The sequence below is a fragment of the Halomonas sp. H2 genome (assembly GCF_050215315.1).
GTDB lineage: Bacteria > Pseudomonadota > Gammaproteobacteria > Pseudomonadales > Halomonadaceae > Vreelandella.
On record NZ_CP189760.1, the window covers coordinates 3,479,162 to 3,494,037 of the forward strand.

The 14,876-nt window shown below is 53.4% G+C and carries 13 protein-coding genes; 9 read left to right on the forward strand and 4 right to left on the reverse strand.

The genetic code is table 11. From position 1 onward, the window contains the following. Nucleotides 1-3: 3 nt before the first annotated feature. Nucleotides 4-900: a LysR family transcriptional regulator gene (locus ACQE2I_RS16085; protein ID WP_427029057.1), complete on the reverse strand. Its 897-nt coding sequence runs from the start codon at nt 898-900 to the stop codon at nt 4-6. A 309-nt stretch (nt 901-1,209) separates the two neighbouring features. Here ACQE2I_RS16085 and ACQE2I_RS16090 point away from each other — a divergent pair, with 309 nt between their 5' ends. The 5 genes from ACQE2I_RS16090 (at nt 1,210) to ACQE2I_RS16110 (ending at nt 5,630) form a co-directional block, all read left to right on the forward strand. Beyond that, the gene (locus ACQE2I_RS16090; protein ID WP_427029058.1) at nt 1,210-1,830 is read left to right on the forward strand and encodes a LysE family translocator; all 621 of its coding nucleotides are present in this window, start codon (nt 1,210-1,212) and stop codon (nt 1,828-1,830) included. Nucleotides 1,831-2,111: 281 nt separating this feature from the next. Further along, nucleotides 2,112-2,588: an NYN domain-containing protein gene (locus tag ACQE2I_RS16095; RefSeq protein ID WP_427029059.1), complete on the forward strand. Its 477-nt coding sequence runs from the start codon at nt 2,112-2,114 to the stop codon at nt 2,586-2,588. A 336-nt stretch (nt 2,589-2,924) separates the two neighbouring features. After that, nucleotides 2,925-4,232, forward strand: coding sequence for a carboxylate--amine ligase (locus tag ACQE2I_RS16100; protein ID WP_427029060.1), 1,308 nt, complete (start codon nt 2,925-2,927; stop codon nt 4,230-4,232). Between the two features lie 285 nt (nt 4,233-4,517). Further along, on the forward strand, nt 4,518-5,372 hold the full coding sequence (locus ACQE2I_RS16105; protein WP_427029061.1) for a diguanylate cyclase domain-containing protein: 855 nt from the start codon (nt 4,518-4,520) through the stop codon (nt 5,370-5,372). A gap of 114 nt (nt 5,373-5,486) precedes the next feature. Further along, on the forward strand, nt 5,487-5,630 hold the full coding sequence (locus ACQE2I_RS16110; RefSeq protein ID WP_427029062.1) for a hypothetical protein: 144 nt from the start codon (nt 5,487-5,489) through the stop codon (nt 5,628-5,630). A 65-nt stretch (nt 5,631-5,695) separates the two neighbouring features. On the opposite strand, the gene ACQE2I_RS16115 is transcribed toward ACQE2I_RS16110, so the two are convergent. Then, nucleotides 5,696-7,102, reverse strand: coding sequence for a sugar porter family MFS transporter (locus ACQE2I_RS16115; RefSeq protein ID WP_427029063.1), 1,407 nt, complete (start codon nt 7,100-7,102; stop codon nt 5,696-5,698). A 57-nt stretch (nt 7,103-7,159) separates the two neighbouring features. Continuing rightward, nucleotides 7,160-7,897: an SDR family NAD(P)-dependent oxidoreductase gene (locus ACQE2I_RS16120; protein WP_427029064.1), complete on the reverse strand. Its 738-nt coding sequence runs from the start codon at nt 7,895-7,897 to the stop codon at nt 7,160-7,162. A gap of 341 nt (nt 7,898-8,238) precedes the next feature. Between ACQE2I_RS16120 and ACQE2I_RS16125 the strand changes: the two genes are divergently transcribed. Beyond that, entirely contained in the window at nt 8,239-9,438 is a 1,200-nt protein-coding gene (locus ACQE2I_RS16125; RefSeq protein ID WP_427029065.1) for an ROK family protein, read from the forward strand. A gap of 238 nt (nt 9,439-9,676) precedes the next feature. On the opposite strand, the gene ACQE2I_RS16130 is transcribed toward ACQE2I_RS16125, so the two are convergent. Next, nucleotides 9,677-11,566 carry an FAD-dependent monooxygenase gene (locus ACQE2I_RS16130; RefSeq protein ID WP_427029066.1) on the reverse strand — a complete coding sequence of 630 codons (1,890 nt, stop codon included), beginning with the start codon at nt 11,564-11,566 and terminating at the stop codon, nt 9,677-9,679. Between the two features lie 363 nt (nt 11,567-11,929). On the opposite strand from ACQE2I_RS16130, the gene ACQE2I_RS16135 reads away from it, so the two are divergent. Genes ACQE2I_RS16135 through ACQE2I_RS16145 form a run of 3 tightly spaced genes read left to right on the forward strand, consistent with a single transcriptional unit; the run spans nt 11,930 to nt 14,768 of the window. After that, nucleotides 11,930-12,937, forward strand: coding sequence for a TRAP transporter substrate-binding protein (locus ACQE2I_RS16135; protein WP_427029067.1), 1,008 nt, complete (start codon nt 11,930-11,932; stop codon nt 12,935-12,937). 48 nt (nt 12,938-12,985) lie between these two features. Further along, complete coding sequence (locus ACQE2I_RS16140; RefSeq protein ID WP_427029068.1) at nt 12,986-13,504, forward strand: TRAP transporter small permease; 519 nt, start codon at nt 12,986-12,988, stop codon at nt 13,502-13,504. 4 nt (nt 13,505-13,508) lie between these two features. Continuing rightward, entirely contained in the window at nt 13,509-14,768 is a 1,260-nt protein-coding gene (locus ACQE2I_RS16145) for a TRAP transporter large permease (protein WP_427029069.1), read from the forward strand. The last annotated feature ends 108 nt before the right edge of the window (nt 14,769-14,876 follow it).

Here is a 14,876-nt window from a genome sequence, read left to right on the forward strand (position 1 = left end):
GCGTCAATGCATCGTCATCATTAGCTTCCACAAATAGTCGGCAGCGGGCGAAAGCCTTCTGCCGACTCGGCGCACTAGGTTACCTTGACTGCTGGCGGCCATTGGGTGATGAATAGGTATCGCTTTAAGTAGTCCTTCCTCTATTTCATTGCGCGCAGCGGCGGCGGTCATAAACGACACGCCAATACCTGCGCTCGCCATTCGTCGCGACACGGAGTGCAAGTTGCAGCGATAACCGGGCGTGGCCGGTTGCCCAGCAGCACTAAACAACGCGTTAACAAACTGCTGAGAACCTGACACATCCGGTAAAAAAATCAGCTTATGCTGCAATAGCTCCGACACTGTGACGCTTTCTCTGAGGGCTAGGGAGTGAAACGGCGCTACTAAAGCACACAGCGGCCCCCTTTCAAAAGAGTGCACCACGAGCCTGGGATCAGAGATAGGGCCATAGGTAATCGCAATATCTACCTCGTCGTTGGCCACCATTTCATGGGGTTCGCGAGGGTAATAAATACCTGTTTTGATTTCGATAAGCACATCTGGATACTGCTCAGAAACCCGACGCATAACGTGAGTAATAAAACTATCCACAAAGCCATCACCTACCGATACAACCACCTTCCCGGCCTGTAAATTACGCAGCCGCGAAAGCGTGTCTCCTAACTCAGAATTCAATCGACACTGAGCCAGAAAGCTATCCACTACCAGTTGGCCTGCTTCGGTGAGCATTACATGACGCCCCTGCCGCTCTAGCAGTCCCATACCCAACTCCCGTTCCAGGCCCCGCACCTGTCGGCTTACTACGGAAGGGTTAAGATGCAAATGCTCCGCCGCTGCGCGAATACCACCGCAACTGCTCACCTCTAGCAAATAGGAAGCGCGTTTATCGAGTATGTTCATGGGTCTATTCCCTCCCCTGTATGCTGATTGAAATGGCAAAGCAGCCTAGCACCACGATTCAAATAGTGATCCCCGTTGTTATAAATCAGCACGCCTCTAGCATCGTCCAATTGTGGGTTATCGAATAATAAACGGCATCGGGTAGCCGTTAGCGGATTTATCACATCACGATGCTCCCATGGAAAAGTGAAGCATTATCTCAATAAATGGTGCCGTAAATCAGCGGGTAAAGTTGCCTCGCGACGATACAGGGCTTACAACTATACGGCGAGGTATAGTTAACAATTCAATAACAGGCAGATTAACGCTATGTCGATTGAGCTTTGGTTATCGTTCATGTTGGCTTCGTTTTTGGTTATTGCGTCCCCCGGCCCCGCCGTTGCCCTGCTGGTAATGACCGGCATTAACCAGGGTCGTAGAGCTGCTTTGGCGATGCTACCCGGCTTTTTCTTAGGCGACTTAGTGGCTATGTCACTATCGTTTGCAGGCGTAGGCGCCTTGCTGATGGCATCGGCTAAGCTATTCGCGCTGGTTAAGTGGTTTGGGGTTGTCTATCTGCTTCATCTAGGCATCAAGATGTGGCGTGAATCCGGCCAATTGAGCGACCTTGAAGCCTCTGGCGCCAACACCAAGCAAGGGACAGCAAAGGCCTTTTGGGTGACATTGTTAAACCCTAAAAGCATTTTATTCTTCATGGCCTTTATGCCACACTTTATTAATCATACCCAGCCCTTAGCGCCCCAGCTGGGGATTCTGTTTACCACCTTTCTTGTGATGGGCGTCATCTCAGACCTCGGATACACACTGCTTTCGACGACCAGCCGCCAATTGATGAACGCAAAATTCCGCCGCCTGCTACATCGTTGCGGCGCTGGCAGCTTGATTGGCGCGGGGATGCTCATGGCGGTGATGCGCCGCCCGACCGCCTAAGTCAATCTAAACAGATGTTATTTATGCCACGCCCAACTGCGGGTTAGTGGAGTATTATCGAACGACGCTATCCTGCGACCACGCGGCACCACGTCAGGCAATAGCGGCAAGGCTGGGAGTTAGCGACAATGCGAATTTCCGCAGTTCTTTCAGGCGCTGGACGGTCAAAACGTCCCATCAAATATGAGAGAAGCTGCAAAACTAGCCGTTAAGTCTCTCGTCAGATTTTAAACATAATGCTTAAGCTCACGCCTATTAACCATTAAACAGCGATATATCAGATGCTTAAAGTTGCTATTTTTATTGACATTCAAAACATCTATTACACTGTGCGCGAAGCTTACGGTCGAAATTTTGATTACAACAAATTTTGGGCGCAGGCAACTGCTAATAGAGAGGTTGTGCAAGCCTTTTGCTACGCCATCGATAGAGGCGACCAAAAGCAGCGAGAATTTCAAAACATCCTCAGGGCGATTGGTTTTAACGTAAAACTGAAGCCTTTTATTCAGCGCTCCGACGGTTCCGCAAAAGGTGACTGGGATGTAGGCATCGCTATTGACGCCATGGAGTGCGCAGAACAAGCAGATGTTATCGTACTGGTATCAGGGGATGGCGACTTTGACCTTCTAGTCAATAAAATCCGCGTTAAGTATGGAAAAAGAGTTGAAGTATATGGCGTTCCCCAGCTTACAGCTGCTTCATTAATCAATGAAGCTAGTGAGTTTATTGCGATAGATAAAGCACTGCTAATGGGTTAATTTAAATTAAACTAATAAAAAATCGCTTAAAGATAACTCTTCTCCCCCTCCATATCCAAGCTACATGAGGGAACACTGATTTTGCTGTTGGCTAATCGAGACAATAATCAACTCACAAGCAACAGAAAAACTTCTACAGTTATTCAACAGTAGCTTTACAGCTCAGTTGCCATTTGTAACCGCATCGACTAGCTTAGTTACTATGGGTGCGCTAAATACTTTTCTACTGCTGGCTGACTCAATCGCTCCTAAATACCACTGACTACGGCTCAGCTCACTTGGTGCGCTCCGACCTGTGCGTAATCAATTTGGGCCAACCAGCGAGGAGGACATTGAATGTCGATTACATCAGAAAAGCAATTACCCGAAGCAGTAGCGGCCTGGCGTGATCCGGAAATGGACTCGGTCAAGGGTACCGAGACCCCCAAGGATCCGAACAAAGGCTATATCGCTCTACTTGGTTGGAGCGTCAACGCGATCAAGGCTGCGCAGAAATTTGACCGCCGCTATATTGTCGTCGCGCCTGAATGGGCTGCGGATTTCTGTACGGCGAACAACATCCCATTTATCCCATGGGACTTTATCCGCTTGAACGACCGATCCATTGAGATCGCCGAAAAGCTGAAAGAAGAAGGCGTGGATGTCGCCATTCCGCTGTTCGAAGAAACCGTTGAGTGGTCCGGCGCGATCAACTCCGTCCTCCTCGACAGTCCGCGCATGTACGGGCAGTCTATTCTGTTCCGCGACAAAGCCTTGATGAAGCGCCGCGCTCAACTTGGCGGTATTCGTGTCGGGATTTTTGAAGAAGCCCACGAAAAAGAAGATATCGTTCGCTTCATGAAGCGCGTCAACCAAACGCTGCTCAAACTTGATGGTGACCCGGACGATCCGATTCACGTCAAAGCATTCGACAAAGCCGGTTGCCTCGGCCACCGCATGATCCGTACGATAGAAGAAATCGACAACATCCCAGACGAAGAATATCCGCTACTGATGGAAAGCCACTTGAGCGGCTGGGAGTTTGCCGTTGAAGCCTGGATTCATGATGGCAAAATTCAGTTCCTAAATATTTCGGAATACGTGACGCTGGGCTATTCGGTCTTCGTACCCGCCACTGCAGAACTCGAGAGCTGGCGCAACGCGATCACCAAGCAGATCGAGCTGTTGATCAAAACGTTCGATATCAAATTCGGTTTGATTCATCCCGAGTATTTCGTCACGGCGGATGGTGAGATGTACTTTGGTGAAGTTGCCTACCGCCCGCCCGGCTTTAAAGCGTTTGAACTGATCGAAAAAGCCTATGGGTTCAACGCCTATCAAGCGTCAATGCTGGTGTTCGATCCGAAAAGCAGCAAAGAAGAAGTGGCTGCCTTCTTCCCCCGCGAAGTGGTCGATGCGAAGGGCTACGCCGGTTGCTTTGGTGTCTACCCTCGCCGTCGTGTGGTCAGCAAGCTGGAAATGCCAGAAGCAACGGTTAACCATCCGTATTTCGAGTCGCATGAACTGGTGGCGCCAACCGAAGAGACGGTGCCTGACCGCTCGGCCTTCGGGACTCACTGGGGCTTGCTCTTCTTCTTTGGTGACGACCCCATCAAGATGCGCGACCTGCTGAAAGCGCAAGAGGATCTAGATTTCTACGTTTAGAGATTCATTAGCGTAATACGCTGCACTGTGGGCGCGTCTATCAGTATCAGGAGTACTCAAACTCCCGACGCTGATAGACGCGCCCTTTTGTTTATCAGTACTCGCTCTGCCAAGTGGGTGTACCGGCGGCTTGTTCTGGATAGGAAGCCTCAGCCACTTAGTTTATTGCTACTTAGTTGCTTGCCACTTCCCCTGCGGTACGTCAAATGCAAGGCTTTCAGTTTGCTTTTTGTCGCTCTTCAGTTGCTCTATAGTCGAGGAATATTAACCGGATGACTCCAGTCTATGGCCGTTGACCTGCAAGCGCTCTACCCCAAACTGATCCATCTAATGTTGGACACCGTCTTTGTCGTCGATAAAGACAACCAGATTGTCTTTGTGAGCAATGCCTGTGAATCACTGCTCGGTTATGTTCCCCGCGAGTTGATCGGCACCCAAATTACCAACTACATGCATCCTGACGATTTAGCGGCCACTCGGGACTCCATTGTCCGCGTGATGGACGGACAGCCCCACGTCGATTTTCGCAACCGCTATATCCGCAAGGACGGCGGTATCGTGCACATTCTATGGTCTGCCAGCTGGCACGAGGAAGAGGGTGTGCGGATCGGTGTCGCGCGAAACGTCACGGCGCTTATGCAGGCCGAGGAGGAATTACGCTATCTTGCCCACCATGATCCACTGACCAAGCTGACCAACCGAGCGCTATTCTATGATCGGCTGGTGTCTGGCCTGAGTGCGGCCCATCGCTACCAGAGCAACCTAGCGTTACTGTTTCTGGACATTAATGACTTTAAAGACATCAATGATGTTCATGGGCATGCCACGGGTGACCGAGTGCTCTGTACGGTGGCACGACGGCTGGAAGGCTGTGTACGAGAAACAGACACGGTGGCCCGGATGGGCGGAGATGAATTCACGGTGCTGTTAACGGACATCAAGTCGGCAAATGCCGTTGCGGAAAAGATAGAGCAAATACTGATGGTTATGAGCGAGCCGCTGGACGCTGAATTGGGCGAAGTCAGGATGCCCTCCTGCAGTATCGGTGTGGCCTTTTATCCCGCCGATGGGGAGGACGCCGACACCCTGCTAAGCCATGCCGATAGCCATATGTATCAGATCAAAAGACGCCATCGCTAGCGGGCAACAAGCCGGCAGGGGGCTAACATTGAGCCGTGCGAGCGCATTCACCGCCCCATCGGTAAAGCCCTCGATATCTTTGCCATTCTCGGCACCCTGTTTGGCGTGGCGGGGTTGGATTCAGGCGTAAAGCTGCTCTCCAACATCAATATCGGCATGGCCGTTGTCGAAACCTTTGGCCTCTACATCACCAACCTGCTGCCCATGGCGTTTTGGAATAGCACGCTACTCCAGCGAAGGTGGCACTCTTTGCCGTAGCGGGCTCCCATTTAATCAGAGCGTTAAGCCCGACTTTGAACAATCTTGTCGGGCTTATGGACGCTTCACTCGTAAGACATTTCTTCCAGTTCCTTGCCTTTGGTTTCCTTAACAAGTTTTATCACGAAGAAGATCGATACCACCGCAAAGAAGGCATAGATACTATAGGCGCCCGCTAAACCGATGGCGGCAAGCATGATCGGGAAGCTCATGGTAATGGCAAAGTTTGCGACCCACTGGAATAGCCCCGAAATGGCAAGCCCTGAACCACGCATCTGGTTCGGGAACATCTCCCCGAGCATGACCCACATGATCGGCCCCCAAGACACATTGAAGAAGAGTACATAGGCATTAGCCGCCAATAGTGCGATCACCCCCATGCTGTCAGACAAGCTCAATGATCCCTCAACCATGCTGGCGGTAGAAAAGGCATAGGCCAAGGCAATCAGCGTCACGGCCATACCTGCTGACCCGATCCATAGCAACGGCTTGCGACCAATACGATCAACCAACGCGATAGCAATCACCAAGGCACCGAGACTGACTGCGCCTGAAATGACGTTGATCAGCAATGCATCGTTTTCGGAAAACCCGACGGATTGCCACAAGACAGCCCCGTAATAAAAGACCACATTAATCCCGACAAGCTGCTGGAATACCGCCAGCCCAATGCCGACCCAGACGATGCTATGAACCTTGCCCGTTTTACTGTTGACGACATCACGCAGGCTCGGTTGATGATCGTCTGCCAAGGTCTCCTTAATCTCGGATATTTTGGTGCTAACCTCGTCATCCGACAGTAGCTTGCTTAATACACGCCGCGCTTTATCTTCCTTGCCTGCCGTCATCAGGAAACGCGGACTTTCCGGAATAAACATAAGCGCAATCAGAAAGATAGCGGCTGGAAACAGTTCGACCCAGAACATCCAACGCCATGTAGCGAAACCCAACCACAGCTCCGTGACCGATGAACCGGCCATATTGGCCAAAAGATAGTTGCTAAGGAAAGCCACGAATAGCCCCAGGACGATGGCCACCTGCTGGATAGTGGCCAGGCGTCCGCGATAGGCGGAAGGCGCAACCTCACTGATGTAGGCAGGTGCCATCACGCTAGCCGCACCGACGGCCAGCCCCCCTAAAATGCGATAAATCACGAACTCCAGAGAGCCCCCGGCAATACCGGATCCCCAGGCACTGATCAAAAAGAAGACAGCGGCGACAATCAATAGCATACGGCGACCAAAGTGATCCGCCAATCGACCCGCAAAGAAAGCACCAACGGCACAACCCAGCAGCATCGAGGCAACATTAAAGCCGGTACCAACACTCTCTGAGTTGAAGGCACGCTGGAGCCCATCAACGGTGCCGTTGATCACCCCGCTGTCGAAACCGAATAAAAAACCACCAATGGCGGCAACACAGGAAATGGCAAACACATACAGGCTTCGCCTACGAGTCATATCATTCGTCATGGTGTAATCCAATGAAGTTGTATTTATCGTCTGGAATTGTCATCGCAAGATGACGATTTACAGCCAGCCTGCATCGACCCAGTAATTGTGCGCGGTACAAGCGGCAGCTGCGTCGGAAGCCAGGAACGTCACCATACTGGCGACATGATGTGGGTGAATGCGAACCTTGAGTTTCTGTTCATCGACGATCTTCTGCTCATCGGCCGGGCTGTACCAACGCGACTGACGGGGTGTTTTGACGTTGCCGGGAATGACACAATTTACCCGAATGTTATCTCCACCCAACTCTTGAGCCATGGCCCGGGTCATGCCCTCAATGCCAGCCTTAGCCGTCTCATAGATCACCAGATGCTCTTGACCGAGATGCCAACTGATCGAACCCAGGTTAATCATTGCCCCACCGCCACGCGCCTTCATGCCCGGCGCCACAGCTTGCATGGCGAATAGGACATGACGCAGGTTGACGGCGATTCGCTCATTCCAATAGGTCGGCGTGATATCGCTTAATGTATGGCGGTCATCATTGGCTGCATTGTTGACCAGCACATCGACAGCGCCGATGCGTTTGAACGTCGCCTCTAGCGCGTCGAGATCGGTAAGGTCGCAATGATGAAAAGTCACGTGACTACCCAGGTGTTCGACCAGGGCTTGTGCTTCCTCGGCACAAATATCCAGAAAATGCACGTCGCCCTTTTGCTCGGCAAAAGCCTCGACCAAGGCGGCACCGATACCGGATCCTCCCCCGGTAATTACGACACGTTTACCCTCAAGGCCGGGATAGATTGCTGTACCCATAAGAAATGTCCATGATCTGAAAAAATAAAAGCGCTGCCCTGTACGCACCCTCCCTTCGAGGAGAGGCTATCAAAACCTGTCACTTAGCTCGGACTACTTAGTATGTAATATTTACTAAGTGGCGATTATCAATCCCTCAGGACGGCATATCCATACGACATAGGTTTAACGCCACAGAGTGCTGCTCACCTCCAAAGCCAGCCCATGATCAGGCCCACTCAAATGAAGTAACGATGCGCTCTTCTTCAACGCGATCTTGGTATAAGCACAGAAATTCTCGGTGAAACCAGATAAAATTATCGTTTAGCATCAGGCTAGGTCGGAGAGGCTTCATTTTATTCATGTCAACCAGTTACCAGCATCAAAAAGCAGGCGACCTCAACTTCCTCAAGCGCTTGAATCGCAGTGCGATTCTGGAAATGGTGCGCCGGGCTCCTGGACTGACCCGCGCCGACATTGCCACCCAGGCACAATTGACCAAGGCCACCGTGGGCTCAGGGGTTCAATCGTTGCTGAATCAAGGGTGGCTAAAAGAGGGTGAACTGCAAAAAAGTAGTGGCGGCCGCCCAGGGAGAGCTCTACATCTCAACGATGACCACCATTATCTATTGGGTGCTGAAGTAGGGGTACACAGACTACACCTTGTCGCTTGCGCCCCATCAGGCAAGGTGCTCGAAGCGCATCACGAACCTTTTGCCCCTACTACGCCCGAAGCCACGGCCGCGCGTCTTGCCAAGTTGTTACAGCAACTGATGAGAAGCCCTGCGGTATCCCACCGTGAAAACGTGGGCATTGGTGTTGCGCTACCAGGCCCCATCGCTACTGGCGAGACCGTGCTACGGCGAGCCCCCAACCTAGGCTGGCGCGATGTGCGTTTTTTGGATTTGCTGCATCCCCACCTCCTCAAGTCGAAGGGTGTCTGGCTGATGGACAATGAAGCCAAATCAGCGGCCTTCGGTGAGATTTACTTCCGCACCGGCAAGATCCCCGAATCGCTTCTGTACGTGAGTGCTGGAACGGGGATAGGCAGCGGTATGGCTGAAGGCAGTCATTCACCGTTGCTCACTCGCGGCGTACAAGGCTTGGCTGGCGAAATTGGCCATACCATCCTGCAGCCAGGCGGGCTCTACTGCCATTGCGGCAACCGTGGATGCGCTGAAACCCTTGTCAGCGGCTGGTCCATCCGCGCCACCTTAGGCATCGATGAGAAAGCTGACCTTATCCAGACGCTAGAGCCACGTTTACAGGAGCCAGACGTAAAACTCACATTGCGCCGAGCCGGTGAAGCGCTAGGCATGCTTCTTCTCAACCTTCACCACACTCAGAACCCTGCTGAGATTGTATTGGGCGGCTCACTTACCCAACTTGGCAGCACCTTTCTTGAGCCCGCGCTGACATATTTTGAAGCCAACCAGCATCGTTTGCTGGGCACAACCCAACGTGTGCCGTTGCGCGTCGTCGAGGACAGCACCTTCGTGGCGGCGCGTGGCGCTGCCGCACAGGTGCTGGCCAGAGCCATACACGGCCCAACGCTATGTTAACTTGCCTACCGATCATTTTTACCAGGCACTATTAGTCAGAATTGCCTAAATGGCTGTGCTAGTTCAAAAACTATCAAACTCGACAGCTCGACTAAAGTTGGCGCAGACGACTAAGTAAACAGATTGAACATACACTTCTAGTCTTTCAGTGTACGCCCGGACTCTCTGCTGACAAGCGCAGGAGGCCAATCGGTGTATATCGGCCTACTCCTTTCTGAGGTTAAGTACTAAATAACCTTCAAGCAGGCTCTATCATGAAGCTTGAGAAGAACTCATCGAGTTCGTCGAACCCGTCCAGCGGAAGCACGAGAGAGACATACTGGTCCGGTCGTACCACCACCAGCGCACCAACCCCGCGATCGATGCCGCGCAGATCGAAGATGTCCTTGTCGGCACCCAGTACCGGCGCATGGGCCTTCTGGTAGTCCTGAAGGCCGAGAGCGCCCTTGTGTGGTTTAAGAACATCGTGCATATCGGCCCAGTCCACCTCAAGATGTGACTGCTGAATGATACCGTGGACGTCGAAGATCGCATCCGGGTCAGCCCCTTGCGGGGTAAAGCGGCGGATTGGCGACGCCTCGCTATCCAGGAAATCCATCAGTTGGTTAAAGCGCGATCCCGGACTTCTCGGGTCGACCATGTCGGCGAAGACGTAGAAACGCCAGCGGCCATCGGCGCGATGGACATGCCCGAGATGGGCCTGCCTGGCATCGCCGAGCCGGACCACCTCAGCCGAATGGAACCGCCGCCCGGGCGGGAAACCGGTGGCCAGGCCCAGGTGGGTATCGTCACCGGTGAGCAGGTCCGGAGCGTAGTGGGTGGCGAAGCCCGCGGTGAACTCGCTGTTGGTGACGAACTGGCGCTGCACCTCGGCCAGGCCTTTCATGGCGGCTTGTGGGTCGTCGGAGTCCTGGGCGGCGCCGATCGCCCGCGACCAGCGGGTATCCATCTCGATCAGGTTCTCGGCGATCACGTGACGCTCGGCGTTGTAGGTGTGCAGCAGGCTGGCCGGGCTGCGCCCCTGCAGCACCGAGATCAGCTTCCAGCCCAGGTTGAAGGTGTCCTGCATCGACACGTTCATGCCCTGGCCGGCCTTGGCGGTGTGGGTGTGGCAGGCATCACCGGCGATGAAGACCCGCGGTGTGCGGCTCTCCATCTGGTCGTCGTCGACGTCATCGAACTTGTCGGTGACCCGGTGGCCAACGCGGTAGACGGAGAACCAGGCGGTCTCCTTCACCTCGAAGGTGTAAGGCGCCAGTACCGCCTGGGCCTTGGCCAGCACATCTTCCCTGGTCAGCCAAGCATCCGGGGCGATGTTGCCCATGTCGACGTAGAGCCGGACCATGTAGCCGCCTTCACGCGGGATCAGCAGGATGTTGCCCGCCTCGGCGGACTGAATGGTGCACTTGAAGCGGATGTCCGGGAAGTCGGTCACCGCCAGCACGTCCATCACACCCCACGCCTTGTCTTCGCCGTGGCCTTGCGGCACCCGGCCGATGGAGTCGCGCACCACGCTGTGCGCGCCGTCGCAGCCGACCACGTACTTCGCACGGACACTCTTCTCGCCCTCTGCGGTCTTGAGCCGCACCGTGACACGCTCGTCGGGATTCTCGGGGACCTTCACCTCGAGGGTCTCGTGGCCGTAGTCGACCCCCAGGCGGCTGGGAGAGTTATGCATGTGCTCCAGCAGGAAATCGAGCAGGCGAGCCTGGTTGACGATCACGTGCGGGAACTCGGAGAGGCCATCGCGCACATCCTGCACACGGCCGAGCCGGGTGATCCGTGCCTTGTCATCGGCATCCGGCCCCCAGAAGTGGGTCTCGTTGATCCAGTAGGCCTCGCTGGTCAGCCGCTCGGCCAAACCGAAGGCCTCGAACATCTCGACCGTACGGCAAGCGATACCATCGGCACGTCCCACCTCGAGTGGCCCATCGGCCTTCTCCACCACGCGGGTGACAATCTCGGGAAATGTGGAGAGCTGGGCGGCCAGCAGCAGTCCAGCCGGCCCGGTACCGACGATGAGTACATCCACCTCCTCCGGTAGCGGCCCCTGTTCGGTACCGCGCCCTTCTGCCACGGGTTGAATGCGCGGGTCGCCACTGCGGTAACCATCGAGGAAGTACTGCATCTGCTCGCTCCATCCCGTGTATTACGGGGTTTCGTTGTTTAAGGTCCATCAGGGGTTGGGCCGTATCCGGTGTGGCAATCTGCCATGGCCATATTCGTCAGTATTGTGATTAATTTAATCCCGAGCAATTAGACTTTCCGCCAAGACTTTCCACCAAAACCCGTTGCCCTATGGCGAGAACTCCAGTGACACAGGGTTTTGTTGCGATATCGAATTCTGTCTCACTATCGACCTTTGGATAATTGATCATTATTGTGATCATCACAACAATGACGCATATCTAAAACAGATACCCTTAAGAATCAACCTTGGTCAACACGCGGCCAGCGCACTCCCCTGCGACAACTGACAAGAGAGTTAACAATGATAATCACCTCACACGCTTCACGCCGCCATACCCTTAGCATAACGCTGCTCTCGGCCGCTCTTTTCGCCGTTAGCACACCACTCCTGGCCAAGGAACTTCGCCTGGGCTTGATCACTCCACCACAGCATATCTGGACGCAAACTGCTGAACGATTTGCCGACGAGGTTGCCGAGCGCAGCGACGGTGAAATGACCGTAGCGCTATTTCCTTCTGGCCAAATGGGTGATGAGTCGGCGATGTTCTCGCAAATGGAAACCGGCTTACTCGACATGGGGATTATGACGGCCGCGTTAACTAGCCAACGCGAACCATCGGTGGTTGGTTGGTTTACGCCGTTTCTATTTAATAGCGTGGCCCAAGCGGCCGAGGTGGCTGATACCGACGCAGCCCAGCAGATGCTTAGGAATTTAGAAGACAAAGGTCTTCACGCTTTTGGCTACACATTTGCTGGCATGCGTCACATTTTGATGCGTGACAATCAGATAGAAAGTGCAGCGGATGTTGCTGGCAAAAATATGCGCATTATTCCCTTTTCAGCTATGAACGCTTGGTGGCGAGCGGTCGACGCTCGACCAATGCCGATCAGTTTGCCGGATGTTTATCAAGGTCTACAGAACGGTATGCTAGATGGCGTGGATATCGATCTTGATGCTTTAGTGGGGTCTGGCTTTTACGAGGTTGCCGAACACCTCACGCTGACCAATCACATGGCCTTCCCTGCTGTGTCGGTAATGAGCCAAGCAACGCGCGCCTCGCTTTCTGATGAAGAGCGCCAATTGATAGACGCCGCCATGGGGGATGCGCTGGCTTGGGGGATCGAGGCACAAATAGAGGCGGAAGAGCGTAATCTCACCATGCTCGAAGACCGCATTAATGTGTATACGCTAGAAAGCGCTGAAAGCGCCTTCAGCACGGCTAACCAAGCGTTCGCTGAGCGCTTTGGCGAACATCCGCTTATTCAAGCATTCCAGCAACAGTCTAGCGAACTCCTTAACGCTGAATAAAGCGCGCCGGGGCGCTTCTGCGTCCCGAACCAAAGAGGCGTACCCCTGATGCATTTCCCCCAAGACACCTGGCTCACCAGGGCGAGCCGCCAGCTAGCCAGGGTTGAACAGTTGCTCTGCAACGTACTAATGGTCGCTTTTAGTGTGTTGCTTATTGCTAATGTCTTCGCTCGCTACATACTCAACAGCCCGCTCTTTTTTGCCAATGAGCTAGCCGTATATATTCTGATTTGGATGGCGTTTCTCGCCATCTCTATCACCATACATAATGACCAGCACGTACGTTTGACCATGCTGATTGCGATACTGCCTAAAGCGGTGCAGCGAGTTTGTTATTGGCTTACCGAGCTGGTCTGCCTGACGGTACTGGCTACTGTACTGTGGTACGCCATCACTTGGCTGCGGTCACCTTCGATCCACTACGACATCGCTATTACGCTCGATTGGCCCAAGTGGCACTTCTATCTCATCGTGCCGCTTTTCTGCGCCACATCGATTTTTCACCTCATCGCTAGACTTTTTGATCGCTCGCGAGCGAGTTTCGTCCTAGCCAACGACGAGGAGTGACCCTATGACGCTTGCGGCTTTTATTGTGTTGATGCTACTTGGAATGCCAATTGCCTTTGTCCTCCTGGCTTCAACACTTACCTTCGTGATCACTTCCGGCAACTACCGTCTATTTGAAAACCTACCCCAGGTTATTTTTGGCTCGCTAGAGGTATTTGATCTGCTGGCGATTCCGCTGTTTATTCTTTTAGGCGAAATCATGAATGAGGGCGGCATTACACGTCGCATTATCACCGCCACACGTGCCTGGTTTGCGTGGATTCCTCACAGCATTGCCTATGTATCCCTCACCTCGAACTTGATGCTCGCCTCTATTATGGGTTCAGCGACGGCACAGATCGCTATTATGAGCCGGGTAATGACCCCCGAATTGGAGCGTGATGGTTACGACAAGGGATTCGCCGCTGCGTTGACGGCAGGTGCTGGCCTGCTGGGGCCGATTATTCCGCCGTCAATGGTGTTTATTATCTATGGCGTCATTGCTCAAGTGTCGATTGGAGCCATGTTCATGGGGGGCATTCTTCCAGGACTACTGCTGTTTATACTGATCAGCGGTTTGATCGCGATCATGGCGCGTCGCGCGCGTAAGAAAGGAAGCGTTGATCAGAAACGCACGCCTCTATGGCGTGCGACTCGTGGCGCACTGCTCACACTTAGCATTCCCATCGTCATTGTGGGCGGTATCGCGTTTGGCATAGTGACGCCGACTGAGTCTGCGGCAGCTGCGACGCTAATGGCGGTGGTTATAGGCGCCCTCTTCTTTCGAGAGCTTAAGTGGAGGCAATTACCTGGCGTTTTAAGCCGAACAGCGCGCAATACCGCCATTGTGCTATTTCTGATTGTCGCTGCAAAAGCCTTTGGCTGGGTACTGGTGTATAACCAGATTCCTCAGCAAGTAGCCGGGCTAATGCAAGGCACCACCGACAGCCCGCTGGTATTTATGCTGCTGGTGTTTGTGATGCTGATGGTAGTGGGCATGGTGCTTGATGGCATCGCCGCGCTGATCATCCTAGTACCTATTTTGCTCCCGGTGGCGCAGCAAAGTTATGGTATTGATCCCATCCATTTTGGCATCGTCACCTGTATGACTCTAAGCCTGGGGCTATTAACGCCCCCGGTTGGTGCAGGGCTTTATGTTGCCTCCGCTATCAGCAACGTTAGCTTGCCTCGCATTACGAAGTGGATCTTTCCGTTCATCATAGCGGCCTGCCTCGTTATATTGGCGGTCATCTTTAACCCTTGGCTCGTTAACGTTTTCGGTTAAGCCTAGCCGTTACCTCCTGCTTACTCTTTATCGATGAGAGGCACTGGCCAGCATCATGGCGACCAGTGCCTATCACAGCAACTTCTGCTATGGTCACAGCGTATTTTG